Here is a 19,394-nt window from a genome sequence, read left to right on the forward strand (position 1 = left end):
GGGGGGGGGGGGGGGGGGGGGGGGGGGGGGGCGCGGGGGGGGGGGCCCCCCCTGGTCTCTTTTCGGCCCCGGGGGGGGGGGGGCCCCGGGCCCCCCGCGGGCGGTCCCCCCCCGACACCCCCTGATCGCCTCACGGCAGACGACGGATACCCACAGCAGATGCGTACGTACAGGAGACTTGAGCCATGCACGAGTCAGCCGGGGACCGGCCACCGGAAGGCGCGCGGGCCGAGCTCTCACGCCAGGTCTCCCCGGGCGCCGTTCTGCGTGCCCCGTTCACGGCTCGTGCCTGGGCCGAGGCCGCGTACTGCCTGGCCGGCTTCCCCCTGGCCGTCGCCGGGGCCGTTCTCCTCCTCGTCCTGCTCGCCCTCGGCACCGGTCTCACCGCCTCCCTCGTCGGCGCTGTCCTCGGCCTTGCGCTGGTCGTCGGGGCGGTCGGTCTCGCGCGCGGCTGCGCCGCCGTGCATCGCCGGCTCGCCCAGGGGTTGCTGGGCGAGCGGGTGGAGGCGCCTCCGCGGCTGCGGCCGACGGGCAAGGCGTTCGCGCGGCTGGACGCTCGCCTGCGCGACGCGGCGGGGTGGCGTTCGGTGGCCTACGTCCTGGTGAAGCTGCCCGTCGCCGCCTTCGGCCTGGACGCCGTCGGCTGGTGGCTGACCGCCCTCCTCAATCTCTCCGCGCCACTGCGCTGGGCCGCGTTCCACCAGCGCCCCGCGGCGGGCGAGGCGGGTATGCCGACGATCACGCCGATCCCCGTCGGCGGTGGCGCCCCGCACAGCACGAGTTTCGCCGGGACCTTCGTGGCGGCGGCGATCGGCGCGGCGACGCTGCTGGCGGCACCCTGGTTCACGCGTGGCGTCGTCGCCGTGGACCGCTGGCTCATCCGGGCGCTGCTCGGTCCGGGCCAACTCGCCGAACGTGTAAGGAGTCTGGAGGAGAGCCGCGCTCTCGCCGTCGACGACTCGGCTGCGCTGCTGCGCCGCCTGGAGCGCGATCTGCACGACGGGGCGCAGGTCCGGCTCGTCGCGCTGGCCATGAGCCTCGACATGGCGAAGGAGCGGCTCGGCCCGGAGGGCGAACCGATCGCCGACCCGGCGCGGGTGCGGCAACTCGTGGACACCGCGCACCGCAACGCCACCGAGGCCCTGGCCGAGTTGCGTGACCTGGCACGCGGCATCCATCCCCCGGCTCTGGACGACGGCCTGCCCGACGCGCTGTCGACGCTGGCCGCGCGGAGCACCGTGCCGGTGGAGCTCTCGGTGGACGTGCCGCAGCGGCCGACGCCCGCGATCGAGACGATCGCGTACTTCTGCGCGGCGGAGCTCCTCACCAACGTGATCAAACACAGCGGCGCGCGCCGAGCGGTGCTGTGGGTGGCGCAGGAGGCCGGCGTCCTGCGGCTGCGGGTCACTGACGACGGCCGCGGCGGGGCGGCACTCGGCGCCGGAAGCGGGCTGTCGGGCCTTCAGCAGCGGGTGCGGACGGTGGACGGACGCCTTGACGTGTCGAGCCCGAGCGGCGGGCCGACCGCGGTGACGGTGGAACTTCCGCTCCACGCATGAGTGACACCGCAAGCAACGCGCTGAGGGACACGGCGGACGGCCCGCGCGCAGCGCGTCTGCCCCCGCCGTCCCCCGCTCGCACCCGTGAGAGCATGCCCCCATGCGCATCGTGATCGCCGAAGATGCCGCCGTGTTGCGGGAGTTGCTTGCCCAGATGCTCACCGAGCGTGGCCATGAGGTGTGCGCGGCCGTGCCCGACGCCGACGCCCTCCTCGCCGCCGTCGCCGAGCACCGGCCCGACGTCACCGTCGTCGACATCCGGATGCCGCCGACGCACACCGACGAGGGCCTGCGGGCCGCGATCGGCATCCGGCGCGAGCACCCGGGCACGGGCGTGCTGCTGTTCTCCCAGTACATCGAGACCAAGTACGCGACCAGGCTGCTCGCCGCGGGCTCAGCGGGGGTCGGCTATCTGCTCAAGGACCGCGTCGCGAACGTCGCCGAGTTCACGGACGCCCTGTCCCGCGTCGCCGCCGGCGGCACCGCTCTCGACGCCGAAGTGGTCACGCAGCTGGCCGGTGCGAGCCGCCGTGGAGGCGACCTGGAGTCGCTGACGGCGCGCGAGCGGGAGGTTCTGGCGCTGATGGCCGAGGGCAGGACGAACGCCGCGATCGCGCAGGCGCTGGTGGTGTCGGCGGGCACGGTCGAGAAACACGTCGCGGCCATCTTCGGCAAGCTGGGCCTGCCCGCGTCGGAGGACGCGAACCGGCGCGTGCTGGCCGTACTGCGCTACCTGGAGTCGTGAGCGATGCCGGTCCGCTGGGGGGGTGAGGCCGGATCTGTGGGCCGTGGCTGACACCGGTGCGCTGGGGTTCAGGTCGAACCTGTGGGCCGTAACTGGCGCCGTCCGGCCGGGAGTTCAGCGATCCTTCGGGTCGAGCAGCCACAGCCCCAGGACCACCAGGAAGGACAGGCAGAGGAACCCCGCGCCCCACCAAGCCGTACCGGTCGCCCCCATCATCCACTCGTTGACCACGACGGTGAGGCCCCAGAGCTGGCCGATGACCACCGTCATCGCCAGGACGAGGCGGGCCGTGAGTTTCGATGAGCGTTCCGGCTCCTGGTCGGTGCCGGCGCCGGGACCCGGTCCCGTGTGCCGGGTCCGGGGGTCGCCGTAGCCGCTGGTCGGGCGGATCTGCGGGTAGCGCTCCTGGACCGGGCGGTTGAGGCGCGGCTGGGCGCTGCCGGGGGTGTACAGGGGCCTCGGGGGGACGGCTTGAGGCTCGTCGGCGCTCATGTCCGCTGACTCCTTTCCCCGTTGGCATCGTTCGCGACGGGGCAGCCGAGCTGGGCCCGCACCTCGGGCCGCGCGTCGGCGAACTCCCTGCACACCGCGTCCTGGGCGCTCTCGCCGGAGCGGGCCGTGGCGACCGCCCACACGCTCCCGTCGCCCTGCTCGAAGAGCAGCACCTTGGGCAGGCCGCGCGGTGGCGGGCCCGCGGTGACCTCGCCGGTGCGGGCGTCGAAGACGCCTTCGTGGCAGGGGCAGTACAACTCGCCCTCGCTGCCGCGGTCCTTGCGCCACAGCACGCCGCACGCCAGGTGCGTACAGACGGCGGAGTAGCCGACGAGGCTGCCGTCCGTGAGGCGGACGGCGACCGCGCGGTCGTCCTCGCCGGGGAAGCGGAAGGCAATGGACTCGCCGGGGGCGAGGCGGCCGGTGATCCGCTTGGGTTCCGGCGCGCCGTCGGTGTCGCCGTGCCGGTGCAGCACTCCCCCGGCGACGGCGATGCCCCCGACCGCCAGGCCGCCGGAGACGGTGGCGACGATACGGAGGTAGTCGCGGCGCGTGGTGAGGGAGTCGGCTGAGATGCGGTCCTCGAGCGCCGCCTGCGCCGCGTCGTCGTCGGTTCCGGGCTCGGGGAGCGGGGGCTGCTCGGTGACGCTCATCGGGTCACGTCCTTCCCGTTGACCTGGACGATCGGCAGTCCTCCGGGCACCGGCCACTGGACCTTGTCGGCGGGGACGACCATCGCCACGCCGGTGTTGACGACGACGTCGCCGAACGTGAAGGAGTCCGCGACCTGGACGCCCGGGCGTTCGGCCTGGAGTTCCTCGAGCGTTCCGTAGAAGAGGGCTCCGGTGGGGCAGACCGTGGCGCACATGGGGGCGAGTCCGTAGGCGGTGCGGTCGTAGCAGAGGTTGCACTTCATCTGCAGCTTGGCCTGGAGGTCGATCTTCGGTACGCCGAAGGGGCAGGCGTTGACGCAGTTGGCGCAGCCGATGCAGCGGGTGGTGTCGGCCTGCTGCACGACACCGTCGGCGGTCACCAGGATCGCGTCGGCGGGACACACCTCGGCGCACGGGGCGACCGGGTCCTCGCAGTGCATGCAGACCGTGGGCAGGGACGCGACGGAGTGGCCCTCGTCGGGGTAGTCGAGGTGGATCATGGACTTGCCCCGGTGCGAGTCGCACTCCCGGCAGGCGGACACGCACGCCTGGCAGCCGATGCACCGGCCCGGGTCGATGAAGATCGTTCTGCCCATCATGGCGTGACCTCAGCTCCTCTCGGCGGTGCCACGGCCCTGCGGGGCCGTGGGCGGCAGGGGGTCGGTACGGGACACCTGGGCTTCCGGGTACGCGACCTGGCCGGGTGCGGTCGGGGGCGCGGGCACCTCGTCGATCTGCTCGGCGTGCTCGATGCGGCAGGCACAGACCTTGTACTCGGGGATCTTGGAACGGGGGTCGAGGGCGTCGATGGTGAGCGCGTTGGCGGCCGTGGGGACCGGCCAGTGGTACGGCACGAAGACGGTGTCGGGGCGGATCGCCTCGGTGACCAGAGCGGGGAAGACCTCGCTGCCCCGGCGCGTCACGACGCGTACCGGATCGCCGTTCTTGAAGCCGTGCGAGGGGTGGACCTCCGCCCATGGGCGCGGGGTCTGCTCGACCAGCGCGCCGAGCCGGCGCGTCTGGTTGCCGGACAGGAAGTGGGCGACGGTGCGGCCGGTGGTGAGCGACATGGGGTGCTCGTCGTCGTACGGGTCCATCGGCGGGTGCCACTCCACGACCTGGAGGTGGATCTTGCCGTCGGGGTGGTACGACTTGCCGTCCTCGAACAGGCGGGGGGTGCCGGGGTGGTCGGTGGCGGGGCACGGCCAGGCGATGCCGCCGGTCTCCTCGAGACGGTCGTAGGTGATTCCGTAGTAGTCGATGACCGTGCCGGCCGACGCGATGCGCAGTTCCTCGAAGACTTCGCGGGAGCCCGGATAGTCGAACTTGTCTCCCACTCCGAGGCGCCGGGCCAGCTCGCACATCACCCAGGTGTCGGTACGTACGCCCTCCGGCGGCTCCTGCGCCTTGTTGTGCTTGATCACCCGGGCCTCGGCGTTGGCCATCACGCCCTCGTCCTCGGCCCAGGTGGTGACGGGGAAGACGACGTGGGCGTTGTCCGCCGTCTCGGAGAGGAAGAAGTCGAACTGGGCGTGGAACTCGAGGGTGTCGTAACCGTCCTTGACGGTCTTGTAGTTGGGGAGGGAGATGAACGGGTTGTTGCAGATGCCGATCAGACCGCGGATCTCCTGGCGCTGCATCTGCCACACCATTTCCATCATCGACGTGCCGGCGGCCGGGAGTTCGGACTCCTCGATGCCCCAGATCTCGCAGATCTGCCGCCGGTGGTCCGGGTTCAGGATGGAGCGGCCGCCGGGCAGCAGGTCGGCCTTCTGGCCGTGCTCGCGGCCCCCCTGGCCGTTGCCCTGGCCGGTGAGGGTGCCGTAGCCGGCGCCCGGCTTGCCGATGTTGCCGGTGGCCACGCAGAGGTTGATGACGGCGAGGCAGTTCTCGACGCCCTGCGAGTGGTGCTCGACGCCCCGGGCGTGCCAGGCCATGGCGTTGTCGGCGCCCGCGAAGGCTCTGGCGACCTGGACGACCTGTGCGGCGGGGATCCCGCAGATCTCGGCGGCCCGTTCGGGGGGGTACGTCGCGACGGTGGCCCGGACCTCGTCCCAGCCGGTGGTGTGCGCGGCCACGTACTCCTCGTCGACGAGGTTCTCGCGGATGACGACGTTCAGTACGGCGCTGAAGAACGCGGAGTCGGTGCCCGGCTTGAGGGCGACGTGGATGTCGGCCGTGCGGGCGACGGACGTCTCGCGCGGGTCGACGACGATGAGGACGGCGCCGCGGTCGCGGGCGCCCCACACGTACTGGGTCATCACCGGGAAGCACTCTCCCACGTTCGACCCGGCGATCAGGAGGCAGTCGGAGAGGAGGATGTCGGAGAAGGGGTTGCCGGCCCGGTCGATGCCGAAGGACAGCTTGTTGGCTCCGGCGGCGGAGACCATGCACAGGCGGCCGTTGTAGTCGACGTGCTTCGTCTTGAGGGCGACGCGCGCGAACTTGCCGACCAGGTACGTCTTTTCGGAGAACAGGCTCGCTCCGCCGAGCAGCCCGAACGCGTCGTTGCCGTGGGCAGACTGGATGCGGCGGATCTCGGAGACCGTGAAGTCGAGGGCCTCCTCCCAGGTCGCCTCCCGGAAGGGTTCGTCGCGGGAACGGCGCATGAGGGGGGCGGTCAGCCGGTCCGGGTGGTTGATCTGCTGGTAGGCGTTGATGCCCTTGGGGCAGAGCCGCATGCGGTTGATGTCGTGGTTGCGGGGCTCGACGCCGAACACCTTGCCGCCCTTGTCGACACGCAGGTACATCCCGCACTGCACGCCGCAGAAGCAGCAGTGGGTGGGGACGAGCGTCTCGCCGTTCTGGTCGGCGTGCCACTGGTCGGCCGGAATGCCGCCCGCATCACGGAAGTTGCGGGTGCCGGGCGGTGCGATGGAGGGGTCAAGCGGGATGTACTGCTGGGTCACTTGAAGCCCTTCTTCACGTCGCTGAGGTATGCGGTGCCGCGCAGCACCCGCTTGCAGCGGGGGCAGTACTCGGTCCAGGTGTCGAAGTCGAGCTTGAGGTCGCGCATGGTGCCCTGGAGGTTCTCGACGTACGGGGCGGTGTCGATCAGCTGACCGCAGCGCTTGCAGTGGAAGAGCTGTTCGTCCTTGCGGGCCGTGTACTTGAACAGCTGCATGCCGACGGCGGCCGGCCGCTGGACGATGTGGAAGAACTTCCCGAAGGGGATGTAGATGAGGGTGAAGACCACCGACACCATGTGCAGGATCGCCAGGAACTCGTAGCCGCCGCCGTGCAGGAAGATCGACGAGAAGGTGAGGAGCAGGCCGGTCACCGAGATGACGATCAGGGCGATCAGCGGGACCAGGTCGTAGGCGAAGCGCTGGCCGGTCATGGCACCGCGGTCCTTCATGCGCCGCCACAGGAAGTACGAGGCACCGGGGATCACCAGGACGGCGGCGATGTCCAGGCCGTGGAACATCAGCCAGCCGACGATGTTCAGCGAGTCGAAGCCGAGGACCTTCAGGCCCCAGATCCGCATCTCGTAGCCGGGCCCGGCGCTGGACGAGGCGGTGAACGTGAACCAGCCCCAGGTCAGCGGGAAGGTGATCAGGGCGGCCAGGATGCAGCCCCAGAAGATCAGCTGGTGGGCGGCCCAGCGGGCCTGCGAACGGGCCCCGAGGAACTTCTGGAAGCCGAGGTAGGTGGCGATCATCTTCGGCAGCGCGGTGGGCGCCTTGTGGAAGTTGTCGGACGAGAACAGGCTGCGCCAGCCCTGCTTGAACAGACGGCGTGCGCCCGGGGCGGAGATCCACACGGTGTAGCGGTAGGCGACACCGAAGGCGAGGAACACGGTCGCGACGGCGTACGGGAGGAGAGCCGAGTCGAAGTCCTTGAGCATCCGGCTGCCGAACACGATGGCCAGGACCAGCAGTACGGACACGATGGTGCCGGCGAGCGTGGCCCGCCCTGCGACCGAACGCGGTCCGGGCCCGCTGACCGCGCCGGTGGGCGGTGGCGCGTCCTGGGCGGTGGCCACGTCCGAGGCGGCGGCAGGGGGTGCGGGTGGCTCAGTCACCCGGCCCACGATAGGGACTTTTGTATGTGTTTCGCCCGTTCTCGCAGGCGCACGAGTGACGTGTCGGTCGGCGGCGGGCTCAACGGGGCACGCACGCCCGGCCAGTGATGAGGCCGCAGACCTGCCCTATGGCCGTTCCTCCCCGATGTTCCGCATGCGGCCGTACGCATAGACGCAGCCGGCGAGAGCCAGGTCGGACAGGAGCATGAAGCCGATGGAGTACGAGCTCTTGGCGCTGTACACCGCGCCCATGACGAGCGGTGGCACGAAGCCGCCGAGGCCGCCCATCGCGCCGACGATGCCGGTGACGGAGCCGACCTGCGGCTGTGGGGTGACCTGGGAGACGAGCGCGAAGACGCTGCCGCTGGCCGTGCCGAGTCCGGCGGCCATCAGCAGGAAGCAGATCGTGCCCACGGGGTTCAGCCTCGGGTCGAAGGCCTGGACGATCGCGAAGAGCGCGACGACAGCCAGGGCGCAGGCAGTGACCGTCGCCGGGTGGATCCGGTCGGAGAGCCACCCGCCGATGGGCCGGAAGATGACAGTGACCAGGGCGAACCCGGCCGCCTTGGTGCCCGCGTCGGTGGGGTCGAGCTCGTACCAGGTCTTCAGATACGTGGGCAGGTAGACGCCGAACGCGACGATGCCGCCGAACCCGATCGCGTACAGCCCGGACAGCTCCCACGTCACCCTCAGCCGACCCGCCTGCCCGAGCCGGGTGGCGAGCGGGCTGGTGGGGATCGGCCGGTCGGGGCGGTCGGTGATGAGGAGCAGAGCGAGCAGCGCGTACGCGGCCAGCGCGATGGCCACCACGAAGAAGGGGAGGTTCTCACTGTGCTTGGCCATGCGTGGCGTGAAGTAGCCGGACAGGGCCACACCACCCATGCCCATGCCGAAGATTCCGAGCGCGAACCCGCGGCGGGCGGGCGGGAACCAGGAGTTCACGAGCGGGATACCGATGGCGAACGTCGTGCCGCCGATACCGAGCAGGAAGCCGACGCCGAGCATGGCGATGAACGAGCCCCTGGCGGGGATGACCAGGAGCACCGGGATGATCGTCAGGGCGGAGATCAGCGGGAACATCAGCTTGGCGCCGTAGCGGTCGGTCAGCGCGCCGACGGGAACGCGGCCGAGGGAGCCCACGATGACGGGCACCGCGACGAGGAACGACTGGTTGAACGAGCTCAGGTTCAGGCGTTCCCCGAAGTCGCTGCCAAGTGGCGCGATGAGGGCCCAGGCCCAGAAAGTGAGAGCGAAGCCGATGGTGGCCACGGCCAGGTTGCGGTAGGCCGCGGCGGTCGGCCGGCCGGTCGTCTGTTCCGGTGCAGGGTGTTCCACATCCCGATGCTAGGAAGCCTGCGGTATCCCGGCCTGATCTGGTGCTCCGATCGATTCTCGAACCCCGGGATCGCGTCAGCATATGTTGACACCCGTCCGAACGTCAGCATATGCTGACACCCATGGAGAGCACACTCGAAATCGCCGAGGGCGCCGCCAGCAGCGACCCGGACACCGGGCTCCGCGCGGTGGCCGCCCTGCGAGAACTCACCGAACGCCTGGAGATCCTCCAGGTCGAGAACGCCCGGAAGCTTGGATGGTCCTGGCAGGACATCGCGGAGCGGCTCGGCGTCACCAAGCAGACCGTGCACCGCAAGTACGGCCGCCTGATAGGGAGTCGATGATGTTCGAACGCTTCACACCGGACGCCCGCACCGTGGTGGTCCACACCCAGGAACACGCCCGCCGGCTCGGTCACAACTACGTCGGCCCCGAACATCTCCTGCTCGCCCTCGCCTCCGCCGATCAGCCCGCGGGCGCCGTACTGCGTGAGCACGGCGTGACTCCGCAGGGCGTGGAGGAGGAGATCGTCCGTCTGGTCGGACTCGGGGGCGCGTCCCACCTGTTCGGCACCCTCAACCGCGACGCGCTCGCGTCCGTGGGCATCGACATCGACGCCGTACGCGCCAGGATCGAGGAGTCCTTCGGGCCGGAAGCCCTCGCGCGCGCCGACAGCGCCGTCCACCACGGACCTCGCTCGCCGAGGCGCGGCCCGCGCCGCGTGGTGTCCACGGTCCTCGCCCGCCAGTGGCGCCGAAGTCGCGCCGCCCGACGCCCCGCCCGCACGGCACAGGCCCCCGCTCCCACCGGCCTGTACCAAGCCGCCCGCGCTCGCTCCGGCGGGCACATCCGGTTCTCCCCTCGCGCCAAGGAGAGCCTCGCGAACACGGTCCGCGAGGCACAGGCCCGGCACGACAGTTACATCGGCCTCGAACACCTCAGCCTCAGCCTCATCACCATGCCCACCGGCCTCGTGCCCTCGGTACTGTCGGCACTCGGCGCCTCGGCCCCGGTGTTGCGCACCGCGATCAGCGAGCGGTACTGGCAGGTGAGCTGATTCCCTCCGTCCCCCGGCCATGATCCGCCGGACACTCTTAGGGCGCCGTCGCCGTGGTCCGGTCGGGGGCGGGCGGGGCCGCCGGGTCGACGGCGATGACGAGGAACGTGGCGACGAGGGCACTGGCACCCGCGAGCCCTACGACAAGACGGCGCCGGGCCGTGAGGGTGGGAAGCGGCGTGGGGCCTGCGGGCTTGCGGTGGCGTCCCATGGGGGTCTTCCTGTCAGTGGTGTACGGCATCCGCGCCGGGTCAGAATTTGAAGCACTCTGCGTGGATGTGGTCTTCGGGCACCCCGGCCCGCACCAGCGCCGTGGTGGCCGCGGCCGTCATACCGGGCGGCCCGCACACGTACACGTCGTGCTCGGCGAGTTCGGGTACGAGATTGCGTAGGGCCTGCGGTGCGAGCGGGTCGAACGAGGCGTCCGACGGGCCGAGCAGATAGTGCAGGGCCGCCTGCCTACTGCGGGCGATGGCCTCCAACTCCTCACTCAGGACGAGTTGTTCGGCCGTGCCCGCGCGGTAGAGGAGAGTGAGGTCGCCCGGCGCTCCGGGCAGCGTCTCGAACAGGGCCCGCAGGGGCGTGATGCCGACGCCGCCCGCCAGGAGCAGCACCTTGCGCCGTGTGCGGCGGTGTGCGGTGAGCGCGCCGAAGGGCCCCGTGGCCAGGACGCGCGTGCCCGGGGCGAGCCTGCGGACGCGGCGCGTGTGCCGGCCAAGTGCCTTGACGGTGATACGCAGTTCATCGCCGCGCACGGGCGCCGAGAGGGAGAACGGGAGCGACGTGTGCCAGAGCCCTCCCCTGAGGAATCGCCAGCGGAAGAACTGGCCGGGCTCGGCCCGCAGTCCGTCGAGCCCGATGCCCTGCATGACGACGGAGAAGACGCCGGGCCCCTCGCCATGGACCGCGACCACGCGCAGGCTGTGCCGCAGCGCCTGATGGACGGGCACGACCAGCCGGTACCAGACGAGCAGGACGGCGACGGTCGCGTGCAGGAGGGCCCAGAGCCACCGCGTGGCGACGCCGCTTGCCACATCCGGGCCCGCGAGTTGATGCACGAAGCCCAGCGCAGCGCCCAGATAGGTCAGCAGATGCAGGGCCCGCCACGTCTCGTGGGCGACCCGGTGGCGTACCGCACGAGCGCTGCTCACACCGACGGCGACGAGCAGGGCCGTACCGGCGCACGCGGCCGCGACGGCCGGGTATCCGAGGAGGTCCACGACGGTGGAGACGAGGTCGGTGCCGGCGTGGGTGGCGTATCCGCACACGGCGAGGACCAGATGGGCCGCGCACAGCACCAGGACGTGACGTCCACCGGCGGCGTGACGGCGGGCGAGGCGGTCGGCGCCGACTCCGTGCTCGACCGCGGGGATGCGCGCCATGAGGAAGAGCATGACGAGGATGCCGTATCCGGCGAGCAGTCCGGTGAGATGTGCGCCGGTCGCGAAGAGCACGTCGAGCCGTGCCGACGGTTCGGCCTGTACGGCCCAGAGGGCGCCGACGCCGATGCCGCCCACGACGATGCCTGCGCGCAGGGCGCCCGGCGAGATGCGGAGGGGAGCGGCGGGACGGCCGATGCGGGGGCGGCGGGTGGGGCGCGGAGGTATGGGCGGGTACTCCGCGCCCGGGCCCTCGACATGGCGCAGATACGCGTTCAGGGCGGGGTACCTGGAGAGTTCGGATTCGCTGGCGGCCTCGGTCGTCACGCGGCCACAGTAGGGGGCGAGGGGGGTGAAAAAAGCCAGGTCAGAGCCTCATCGCTGATCCTTAAGGCGGGCTTGAGGATCGCCTCAAGGGTGGTTAAGCCACGGGCCTGTCGAGGCAACGGTGACTCCCATACCGCACAAGGGACTTCGCCCTCTTGTACACAATGTCGGACAGGCCGGGGATCCGACGCCCCCATGGAGCCTGATACAAACCGCTGGCACCCTGGTACAAAGAACACGTCTTCGGCTCCTCCCGACCGTGCCTCACACATCGGCCACGGCGTACGAGACAGACGTGCCGGCCAGACCGGCCCGCGCCGAAGCCCCCGCACCGAGCCTCGACCAGGCATGCCGGGCGCACTGATCAACAGGCGGCTCAGAGCAGCCCCCACCCGTGCAGAAAGGCCGACGGTTTGAACCCGCAGACATTTCAGGATCAGGCACCTCCCCACATACCCGCCTCGGGTCAGCGCATTGTGATCATCGAGGACGACGAGGCCCTGGGGCGCTCCGCAGCGGCTCACATCGGCCGCTGGTACGGCACGGTGCACCGCCTGCCGCGGCCCGACGACGACACGCTGCGCGAGTACCTGGAGCAGTCCGTCGACGCCGTCGCTGTCGTCTCCCGTGATGACATCGTCGCCCTGCGCTATGCCTTGCTGGCCGAACATCTCAAGCCGGGTATCCGGTTGGTCGTGACCCTCTTCGACCGCACGGTCGCCGACGAGGTCTCGCGTACGGTCCCCAACTGCACCGTCCTGAGCATGACCGACGCCATCGTGCCCAGCCTCCTGGCCGAATGCCTCGCCCCGAGCTACGCCATGCTCCAGCCCGACGGCGGGGGCGTCATCGCGGTCCGGCGGGAGGACGGGACCACGTCCGTCGAGCATCTGAACGGACGTGCCCTCGCGGCCCACGCGCATGTTCACCCCCGCGCGTCCTTCCTTTCCTGGCTGCGCTCCCTCGGGACGTCCGCGAAGGCGCTCATCGCGAGCCTGGCCGCCCTGTCGGTGGCCTTCTCGGTGGACATCGCGCTCGGCGTCCTCGTCCTGCACGAGCACTGGACCGACTCCGTGTGGAACGCCGCCCGCGCGCTCACCACGATCGGCTCCTCACCGGCGGCCGAGCACGGACCGGGCTGGTACAAGGTCCTGTCCGCCGTCTCGATGCTCGCCGTCCTGGTGCTGGCGGCCATCTTCACCGCGAGCGTCGTCGACCGGTTCACCGGGCACCGCATGACGAGCATCCTGGGCGCCCGGTCCATCCCGCGCCGCGGCCACGTCATCGTCGTCGGCCTCGGGCAGGTGGGCCTGCGGCTGTCGGCGCGGCTGAAGGACCTCGGCATCAAGGTCGTCGCCGTGGAACGCAACCCCCAGGCGGCGTGCCTCCCCCTGGCCCGCTCCCTGAACATCCCCGTCGTCCTCGGCCGGGGCGGTGACCGCTTCCTGCTCGAACGCCTCTCCGTCCTGCGGGCCCGCGGCCTTGCCGCGGTCGGCTCGGACAGTCTGGCGAACATGGCTGTCGCGGTCGCGGCCCGGGCCGTCGCCCCCGACCAGCGGATCATCCTGCGCGCCGGAAGCGACGAGGTCACGACGGACTCGCAGTCCCTGTTCCGGATCGGTGCGGTGTGCGACTTCCCGCGCATCGTCGGCGCGTTCGTCGCCGCGTCGGTACTGGGCGCCGAACCGTCCAGCGTCTTCGTCGCCGAGGACCGCACCTGCGCCCTGTTCCCGGACGGCCAGGTGGTGGACCTCGCGACGTGGGACACACGCCCCGAGCAATCCGGGGACGAGACCACACCTGGCCGTACCGCGTCAGGCGTTGCGGCGTCGGCGGCCACGAACTGAGGGCGGACTCACCACGCTGTCATTGCTGGCCAGTTGGCGGCCGTCCGCTCCACCCGGCATGCCGTGAACGCGGCCGACGAGAAGGGGGCCATTGTGTATCGCGGGCGTATCGAAATGGCATACGCCACCGCAACGGCCCTCCGTCTCCAATGGGGGCATGAACCACGACGCATCTCTGCCGGCACCGCCCGGCCGCACCCGCAGGATCGTGTTCCCCGGCCTGGCGATCGTCGCCTTGGCGAGCGGCGCGTTCGCTGTGCGCGGGCCGCTCATGATGTCCGCTCCGAGGTGCATGGCCGGGCGGTGGCACGGCTGCTTCGACACGTTCAACGGTGTGGTGCTCATGACGTCGGTCGGGCTGCCGTCGGCCGCGCTGGTGGTGTGGGCGCTGGCACGCCGTCGGCGTCTCGTGGGCGTGGCGCGGTCTCCTCGTCACGGTCCGGATTCCCGGCACCCCGTAGGCACGGTCCCCGAGCTTGGCTGGCGGTCGGACATGGCGTCGTGACGCCGGAGCCGACCTGACCGGGCTCGGCCGGGCCGCCTTCGCACCTACGGGCCGGACCGCGAAGTTCTCCCAGAGTTCCTCTACGGGCGTGCACGTACGTGGCCGGATGGCGGATCCGCTGCGATGCTGCCCTCATGGGGACAAGACCGCGGCGCAGCCAGTCCGAGCGGGATGAGATCACCGTCGAGATCGGCTATGCACTGTTCAGCGCGTGCTTCCTCGGCAGCATCGTCTTCGCGACGATCGCCGGCCCCGCCTTCGTCTGGCGCCTTCCTCCCTCTGTCGAGCACACTCTGGTGGCTACGGGGGTTGTGGTCGGCGGCGTCCTGGCAGTGATGCGCGTCGTCCACGTCCTGTGGCGATTCGACTCGCAACACCGCTGACGGACAACCAGGCGCGGGTTTCATGGCCCGCTGAGTCGGACCGCTCCGGCCACGTACAGGCTCGCGGATGTCGTCGTCAGGAGAAAGGCGAGAGTCGTGTGGACGACGAGCCCTCGTCCCGGGGCGAGGCCCAGGTATGCCCGTGCCGCACGGCTCACCCGGGGTCGGGGGACTCCTCGCGCGGCGTTCGCGTCGGCCTTCTCGATCGCTCGGCGAAGCTTCCCGCGGGCTCTCTTCGTCGTGACGCCCAGGCGCACACCATGGACGTCGCACACCACCAGGGTGCGGTGCGCGCTGCCGTACGAAAAGGTCGTGAGCAGGCGGACGGTGGTGATCCGGTTCAGGTCGACGGACCGTACGCCGGTCAGGGTGTGCGCGGTCAGGTGCGACGACGAGTGCCGGAACGGGGCTCGTTCCTCGCACAGTGCGGTGAGGAGGAGGAAGCCGATGATCGCGCACAGCAGGCCGAGCACGGTCGGTGTGCCTTCGGGGACTGCCCCGGTGCGGGCCAGTCCGTAGGCGACGAGGGGCAGCAGAAGAACGGCCACCGCCAGTCCCGATCCCACGCGCGCACGCGCCACGCTGCGGGTTGTACTCGCTTCCACTGACGCCCCCCGTTTCAGCCGACGGGCACCAGCATGCATGAGCGGTGGGTTGTGCCGCACTGCCGATGTCCGGCAATCTTCGGCGCGGGATCCGCCAGGAGCAGGACGCAGGACCGCACGCGACCCTGCCCGTCCCCGGACAAAAAAGAAAGGCAAGGAGGACTTCCCACTCCTTGCCACTCTCAACTTATAGCGCACTGGGGGGCTTGCGGCAAGGCCCCCACCTTGCCGCACAATCGCTGGCCGAGGCCCGAACTCTGCGGAAATGGGAGATCAACGAAGTGCATGTGCTGTTGTCGGTTTATGGGTCGTGCGGTGGCGTCGCGCCGGTGCGGGCGCTCGGCGCCGAGGTGCCGGTGGGCGCCGCGTCGGACTTCGCAGGCGTGACCTCGGATCGGAGCTGATGACATTGACCTCCACGACGACCAGTGCGTTCGACCTACCCGAGCGTCTTTCCTCCAAGGCCGATGCGACGCTGATCGCCGGCGATGAGCGTCACTTCGCGGCCGTCGCGAGCAGCCTCGACCAGACGATCGCCGAGCTATCCGACCGTCTCGACGTCCTGCGCAAGGCCCCCGGCGGCATCGGCCGCGAGGCGATGGACCGTGACTCGGAGATCCACCGGCTGACCGGCCGCCTGCGCGCCCTGCGCCGCTTCGGCCTGGACCTGTGCCTGGGCCGCGTCGTCAGCGCGGACGACGCCGAGCCCCTGTACATCGGGCGGCTCGGCCTCACCGACGGCGAGGGGCGCCGGCTGCTCGTCGACTGGCGCTCCCCCGCCGCCGAGCCGTTCTTCGCGGCGACGCACGCCAACCCGACGGGCCTGGCGAGCCGCCGCCGGTACCGCTGGACGGGCGGCCGGATCAGCGACTACTGGGACGAGGTGTTCACCGCCGACGGCCTGGAGCAACGCGCCGCGCTCGACGACCAGTCCGCGTTCATCGCCAGCCTGGGCAGCAACCGTTCGGCCCGTATGCGGGACGTCCTCGGCACCATCCAGGCCGACCAGGACGCCATCATCCGCGCCGGTTCGCGCGGAGCGCTCGTCGTCGACGGCGGGCCCGGCACGGGCAAGACCGTCGTCGCCCTGCACCGTTCCGCGTACCTCCTCTACTCCGACCCGCGCCTCAGCCACCGCCGGGGCGGTGTGCTGTTCGTCGGCCCGCACCGGCCCTACCTGGATTACGTAGCCGATGTCCTGCCGAGCCTCGGAGAGGACGGCGTACAGACCTGCATCCTTCAGGACCTCGTCACCGAGGGCGCCGCGGCGACCGTGGAGACCGACCCGGACGTGGCCCGCCTCAAGTCCTCGGCGGACATGGTGCAAGCGATCGAGAAGGCCGTCAGGTTCTACGAGGAGCCTCCCACCAAGGGCATGACCGCCACGACGGCCTGGTCCGACATCTGGGTGAGCGCCGACGACTGGGCCGAGGCCTTCAAGGCGCCGGGTCCGGGCGCTGCGCACAACGAGGCGCGCGAGCAGGTCTGGGAGGAACTGGCGTCCATCCTCATGGACAAGCAGGGCATGGACGAGGACGAGGACGGCGTCTCGCCCGATCTGTTCCTGCGGTCGCTGCGGCAGGACAGGGATCTGGTCGCGGCCCTCAACAGCGCGTGGCCGCTGCTCGAGGCCGCCGACCTCGTCTCCGACCTCTGGACGGTCCCCGCCTACTTGCGCATGTGTGCCCCCTGGCTCGACCGCGACGACGTGGCCAAGCTGCAGCGCAAGGACGCCCCTCAGGCCTGGACGGTGTCCGACCTGCCGCTCCTGGACGCGGCTCGGCAGCGCCTCGGTGACCCGGAGGCGGCGCGGCGCAAGCGGCAGCACGACGCCGCGGTCGCCGCCGAGCGCGAGCGCATGGCCCTCGTCATCGACGACATCATCTCGGCAGCCGACTTCAACTCGGCCGGCGACGACAGTGAGGGCGCGGTGCGGATGCTGCGCGGGAAGGACCTCCAGGACAGCCTGATCGACGAGAGCGCGCTGCCCACCGCCGACCCGGACCGGCTCGCGGGACCGTTCGCGCACATCGTCGTGGACGAGGCGCAGGAACTGACCGACGCGGAGTGGCAGATGCTGCTGCTTCGCTGCCCCTCCCGGAGCTTCACCATCGTCGGTGACCGTGCTCAGGCGAGGCACGGGTTCACGGAGTCGTGGGAGGAGCGCCTGGAGCGGGCCGGGCTCGACCGGATCAAGCTGGCCTCCCTGAGCATCAACTACCGCACGCCGGAAGAGGTCATGACGGAAGCCGAGCCGGTCATCCGGGCCGAGCTCCCCGACGCCAACGTGCCGACGTCCATCCGCAGCAGCGGCGTCCCCGTCGTCCACGGACCGGTCACGGACCTGGACTCGATCCTCGACACCTGGCTCGCCACGCACGACGACGGCATCGCCTGCGTCATCGGCGACCCCACGTTCCGGGCGACGTCACGTGTCCGGTCCCTGACCCCGGAACTGTCGAAGGGCCTCGAATTCGATCTGGTCGTGCTCATCGATCCGGAGGAGTTCGGCGACGGCATCGAAGGAGCGGTCGACCGCTACGTAGCGATGACCCGGGCGACGCAGCAGCTCGTCATCCTGACGAGTCCATCCTGACAACTTCCATCCTGACGAGTTCCTGACCCGGGAGGGACAGGCCGGCGTGATCGCCGGTCGGTGATCGTCCGGATCGCAGCCGAAGGTCTACGGGCGTGCCCGGGCCTGCCGCGTACGTGGCGGGCCCGGGCACACGGGCGTACAGGCATGCGCCTCTCAGGTGCGGTCGTCCACCAGACGGACCGGCTCCTCCTGCCCCGCCAGGGCGTGCGGCATCGGCAGTCCGCCGTCGGAGTCCAGGGTCATCAGGTGCGCGTCGACGGCCGCCCGGCCTTCGTGGAAGCCGAGGTCCATCAGACCGTCCGCCGGCCCGCTGCTGCTCCACTCGTGTTCCTGTCCGTCGCACCGGGCCGCGGTGCTCCCGAAGCCGAGCCGCTTGTTGTCCTGGACCAGGTTGCCGGAGACGAAGACCGCGCGAGCGGATGACGGGGGCTCGCACCGGTAGGTGCCGGAGAGGGTGAGGGTTCCGTCCGGCGCGATACGGACCTGCCGGTGCGCGGAAATGCTTCCGCTGAAGGAGTCGGCTGACGCGCTCGGGCTGAGCACGACAACCGCGGTCAGGGCGGCCAGGGCCAGTGCGGGAAGGCGCATGAATTCCTCCGGTGGAAGGCTGGTCGGCGGTGTCACCGTCGAACCGCATACTGCTGATCACGCCCACCGAACTCACTCACAGTCACCCCGATGTCGGCGTCATTGACCCGGACGGCGGTGTGGGCACGGCCGCACCCGTCCGTCCGGTGCAGCCCGGGCGGCGCCGGGCGCCGCACTCCGGTTGCGCGAGCACCCACCGCGCCGGGGAATGGCCAAGAGAGGAAGACCACCCACGTAAGGAACACCCCCATGCAGAACGTCCTGCTCAACAACGGCGTCGAGATGCCGATCCTCGGATTCGGCGTCTACCAGATCCCGCCCGAGCAGACCGAGCAGGCTGTCAGCGACGCACTCGCCGCCGGCTACCGGTCCCTCGACACCGCGGCCGCCTACGGCAACGAGGAGGCCGTCGGCCGTGCGATCAAGGCCAGCGGCATCCCACGCGAGGACCTGTTCGTCACGACCAAGCTGTGGATCTCCAGCGCCGGAGAGGAGAACGCCAGGCACGCCTTCCACACCTCGCTGCGCAAACTGGGCCTCGACCACCTCGACCTGTACCTGATCCACCAGCCCTTCGGCGACGTCTACGGCTCCTGGCGTGCCATGGAGCGCCTGCACCGCGAAGGCGTCGTCCGGGCCATCGGCGTCTCCAACTTCTACCCCGACCGGCTCGTGGACTTCATCGACCACAACGAGATCACGCCGGCGGTCAATCAGATCGAGACCCACCCGTTCAACCGGCGCACCGTCGACCAGGACGTCATGCGTGAGCGCGGGGTCCAGATCGAATCGTGGGGCCCCTTCGCCGAGGGCCGCAACAACCTCTTCTCCGACCCGGTGCTCACCGAGATCGGCGCCGCGCACGGCAAGTCCGTTGCGCAGGTCGTGCTGCGCTGGCTCATTCAGCGGCAGGTCGTCGTGATCCCCAAGTCGGTCCGCGCCGACCGCATGGCGGAGAACCTCGACGTCTTCGACTTCGAACTCACCGACAGCCAGATGGCGTCCATCGACGCCATGGACACAGGCAAGTCGCTGTTCCTCGACCACCGCGACCCGGAGGTCGTCAGCCGGATCGGCAAACTCCAGCCGGCCACCTGACCCTCGACCGGACGGCACGCCTTCGCTGGACATGATCCTTTCCCTCCCCCTCAACCTACCGCCACGGCACGCGTGACCTGCGCAAACACCTGAGTCCGGCACGGGCCCGGCGCCGGATGCGGACTCGTCCCCAGGTCCCCGCCTCCACCTCCCGCCTGCACCCACGGCTCTACAAAAGGGGTCCCGCGGTCATACCGG

The 19,394-nt window shown here is 70.6% G+C and carries 19 protein-coding genes; 9 read left to right on the plus strand and 10 right to left on the minus strand.

The window, feature by feature from the left end:
* The first annotated feature begins 185 nt into the window (after window positions 1-185).
* Both ACWIGU_RS14305 and ACWIGU_RS14310 read left to right on the plus strand, forming a co-directional pair.
* Entirely contained in the window at window positions 186-1,559 is a 1,374-nt protein-coding gene (locus ACWIGU_RS14305; protein WP_454400666.1) for a sensor histidine kinase, read from the plus strand.
* 100 nt (window positions 1,560-1,659) lie between these two features.
* A complete protein-coding gene (locus ACWIGU_RS14310) occupies window positions 1,660-2,304 on the plus strand; it encodes a response regulator transcription factor (RefSeq protein WP_454400668.1) in 645 nt (214 codons plus the stop codon).
* Between the two features lie 114 nt (window positions 2,305-2,418).
* Here the strand turns inward: ACWIGU_RS14310 and ACWIGU_RS14315 are convergent, their stop codons facing one another.
* The 6 genes from ACWIGU_RS14315 to ACWIGU_RS14340 all read right to left on the minus strand — a co-directional run bounded on the left by ACWIGU_RS14315 (window position 2,419) and on the right by ACWIGU_RS14340 (window position 8,808).
* A complete protein-coding gene (locus ACWIGU_RS14315; protein ID WP_454400670.1) occupies window positions 2,419-2,796 on the minus strand; it encodes a hypothetical protein in 378 nt (125 codons plus the stop codon).
* Window positions 2,793-3,449 carry a QcrA and Rieske domain-containing protein gene (locus ACWIGU_RS14320; protein ID WP_454400672.1) on the minus strand — a complete coding sequence of 219 codons (657 nt, stop codon included), beginning with the start codon at window positions 3,447-3,449 and terminating at the stop codon, window positions 2,793-2,795. Before ACWIGU_RS14320 ends, ACWIGU_RS14315 begins: the two co-directional genes overlap by 4 nt.
* On the minus strand, window positions 3,446-4,048 hold the full coding sequence (locus ACWIGU_RS14325) for a 4Fe-4S dicluster domain-containing protein (protein WP_326714768.1): 603 nt from the start codon (window positions 4,046-4,048) through the stop codon (window positions 3,446-3,448). Before ACWIGU_RS14325 ends, ACWIGU_RS14320 begins: the two co-directional genes overlap by 4 nt.
* 9 nt (window positions 4,049-4,057) lie before the next feature.
* Entirely contained in the window at window positions 4,058-6,358 is a 2,301-nt protein-coding gene (locus ACWIGU_RS14330) for a molybdopterin oxidoreductase family protein (RefSeq protein WP_454400674.1), read from the minus strand.
* Window positions 6,355-7,473, minus strand: coding sequence for an MFS transporter (locus ACWIGU_RS14335; RefSeq protein ID WP_454400676.1), 1,119 nt, complete (start codon window positions 7,471-7,473; stop codon window positions 6,355-6,357). The genes ACWIGU_RS14330 and ACWIGU_RS14335 overlap by 4 nt, the downstream gene beginning before the upstream one ends.
* A gap of 126 nt (window positions 7,474-7,599) precedes the next feature.
* Complete coding sequence (locus tag ACWIGU_RS14340) at window positions 7,600-8,808, minus strand: nitrate/nitrite transporter (RefSeq protein ID WP_454400678.1); 1,209 nt, start codon at window positions 8,806-8,808, stop codon at window positions 7,600-7,602.
* Between the two features lie 122 nt (window positions 8,809-8,930).
* On the opposite strand from ACWIGU_RS14340, the gene ACWIGU_RS14345 reads away from it, so the two are divergent.
* Entirely contained in the window at window positions 8,931-9,152 is a 222-nt protein-coding gene (locus ACWIGU_RS14345) for a helix-turn-helix domain-containing protein (RefSeq protein WP_100594665.1), read from the plus strand.
* Entirely contained in the window at window positions 9,149-9,865 is a 717-nt protein-coding gene (locus tag ACWIGU_RS14350; RefSeq protein ID WP_454400681.1) for a Clp protease N-terminal domain-containing protein, read from the plus strand. Before ACWIGU_RS14345 ends, ACWIGU_RS14350 begins: the two co-directional genes overlap by 4 nt.
* A 37-nt stretch (window positions 9,866-9,902) precedes the next feature.
* Here the strand turns inward: ACWIGU_RS14350 and ACWIGU_RS14355 are convergent, their stop codons facing one another.
* Both ACWIGU_RS14355 and ACWIGU_RS14360 read right to left on the minus strand, forming a co-directional pair.
* Window positions 9,903-10,076, minus strand: coding sequence for a hypothetical protein (locus ACWIGU_RS14355; protein ID WP_454400683.1), 174 nt, complete (start codon window positions 10,074-10,076; stop codon window positions 9,903-9,905).
* 40 nt (window positions 10,077-10,116) lie between these two features.
* Window positions 10,117-11,571, minus strand: a complete 1,455-nt coding sequence (locus ACWIGU_RS14360) for a ferredoxin reductase family protein (protein WP_454400685.1) — start codon at window positions 11,569-11,571, stop codon at window positions 10,117-10,119.
* Between the two features lie 476 nt (window positions 11,572-12,047).
* Here ACWIGU_RS14360 and ACWIGU_RS14365 point away from each other — a divergent pair, with 476 nt between their 5' ends.
* The 3 genes from ACWIGU_RS14365 (at window position 12,048) to ACWIGU_RS14375 (ending at window position 14,306) form a co-directional block, all read left to right on the plus strand.
* Window positions 12,048-13,418: an NAD-binding protein gene (locus ACWIGU_RS14365; protein WP_454400687.1), complete on the plus strand. Its 1,371-nt coding sequence runs from the start codon at window positions 12,048-12,050 to the stop codon at window positions 13,416-13,418.
* Between the two features lie 157 nt (window positions 13,419-13,575).
* Window positions 13,576-13,923, plus strand: a complete 348-nt coding sequence (locus tag ACWIGU_RS14370; RefSeq protein WP_454400689.1) for a hypothetical protein — start codon at window positions 13,576-13,578, stop codon at window positions 13,921-13,923.
* 134 nt (window positions 13,924-14,057) lie between these two features.
* Entirely contained in the window at window positions 14,058-14,306 is a 249-nt protein-coding gene (locus ACWIGU_RS14375) for a DUF6332 family protein (RefSeq protein ID WP_454400691.1), read from the plus strand.
* 20 nt (window positions 14,307-14,326) lie between these two features.
* Here the strand turns inward: ACWIGU_RS14375 and ACWIGU_RS14380 are convergent, their stop codons facing one another.
* Complete coding sequence (locus ACWIGU_RS14380) at window positions 14,327-14,887, minus strand: hypothetical protein (protein ID WP_454400693.1); 561 nt, start codon at window positions 14,885-14,887, stop codon at window positions 14,327-14,329.
* 433 nt (window positions 14,888-15,320) lie between these two features.
* Here ACWIGU_RS14380 and helR point away from each other — a divergent pair, with 433 nt between their 5' ends.
* Window positions 15,321-17,507, plus strand: a complete 2,187-nt coding sequence (gene helR, locus ACWIGU_RS14385) for an RNA polymerase recycling motor ATPase HelR (protein ID WP_454401583.1) — start codon at window positions 15,321-15,323, stop codon at window positions 17,505-17,507.
* A 156-nt stretch (window positions 17,508-17,663) separates the two neighbouring features.
* On the opposite strand, the gene ACWIGU_RS14390 is transcribed toward helR, so the two are convergent.
* Complete coding sequence (locus ACWIGU_RS14390) at window positions 17,664-18,098, minus strand: DUF6299 family protein (protein WP_454400695.1); 435 nt, start codon at window positions 18,096-18,098, stop codon at window positions 17,664-17,666.
* Window positions 18,099-18,347: 249 nt separating this feature from the next.
* On the opposite strand from ACWIGU_RS14390, the gene ACWIGU_RS14395 reads away from it, so the two are divergent.
* On the plus strand, window positions 18,348-19,196 hold the full coding sequence (locus tag ACWIGU_RS14395) for an aldo/keto reductase (RefSeq protein WP_454400697.1): 849 nt from the start codon (window positions 18,348-18,350) through the stop codon (window positions 19,194-19,196).
* Window positions 19,197-19,394: the final 198 nt, after the last annotated feature.

Source organism: Streptomyces sp. NPDC055400 (assembly GCF_053644375.1).

Excerpts from the sequence above, each read along its gene's own strand:
- ACWIGU_RS14315 (WP_454400670.1), bottom strand. The coding sequence starts at position 2,796 with ATGAGCGCCGACGAGCCTCAAGCCGTCCCCCCGAGGCCCCTGTACACC.
- ACWIGU_RS14310 (WP_454400668.1), top strand. The coding sequence starts at position 1,660 with ATGCGCATCGTGATCGCCGAAGATGCCGCCGTGTTGCGGGAGTTGCTT.
- ACWIGU_RS14305 (WP_454400666.1), top strand. The coding sequence starts at position 186 with ATGCACGAGTCAGCCGGGGACCGGCCACCGGAAGGCGCGCGGGCCGAG.
- ACWIGU_RS14390 (WP_454400695.1), bottom strand. The coding sequence starts at position 18,098 with ATGCGCCTTCCCGCACTGGCCCTGGCCGCCCTGACCGCGGTTGTCGTG.
- ACWIGU_RS14345 (WP_100594665.1), top strand. The coding sequence starts at position 8,931 with ATGGAGAGCACACTCGAAATCGCCGAGGGCGCCGCCAGCAGCGACCCG.
- ACWIGU_RS14395 (WP_454400697.1), top strand. The coding sequence starts at position 18,348 with ATGCAGAACGTCCTGCTCAACAACGGCGTCGAGATGCCGATCCTCGGA.
- ACWIGU_RS14355 (WP_454400683.1), bottom strand. The coding sequence starts at position 10,076 with ATGGGACGCCACCGCAAGCCCGCAGGCCCCACGCCGCTTCCCACCCTC.
- ACWIGU_RS14350 (WP_454400681.1), top strand. The coding sequence starts at position 9,149 with ATGATGTTCGAACGCTTCACACCGGACGCCCGCACCGTGGTGGTCCAC.
- ACWIGU_RS14325 (WP_326714768.1), bottom strand. The coding sequence starts at position 4,048 with ATGATGGGCAGAACGATCTTCATCGACCCGGGCCGGTGCATCGGCTGC.
- ACWIGU_RS14375 (WP_454400691.1), top strand. The coding sequence starts at position 14,058 with ATGGGGACAAGACCGCGGCGCAGCCAGTCCGAGCGGGATGAGATCACC.
- ACWIGU_RS14370 (WP_454400689.1), top strand. The coding sequence starts at position 13,576 with ATGAACCACGACGCATCTCTGCCGGCACCGCCCGGCCGCACCCGCAGG.
- ACWIGU_RS14320 (WP_454400672.1), bottom strand. The coding sequence starts at position 3,449 with ATGAGCGTCACCGAGCAGCCCCCGCTCCCCGAGCCCGGAACCGACGAC.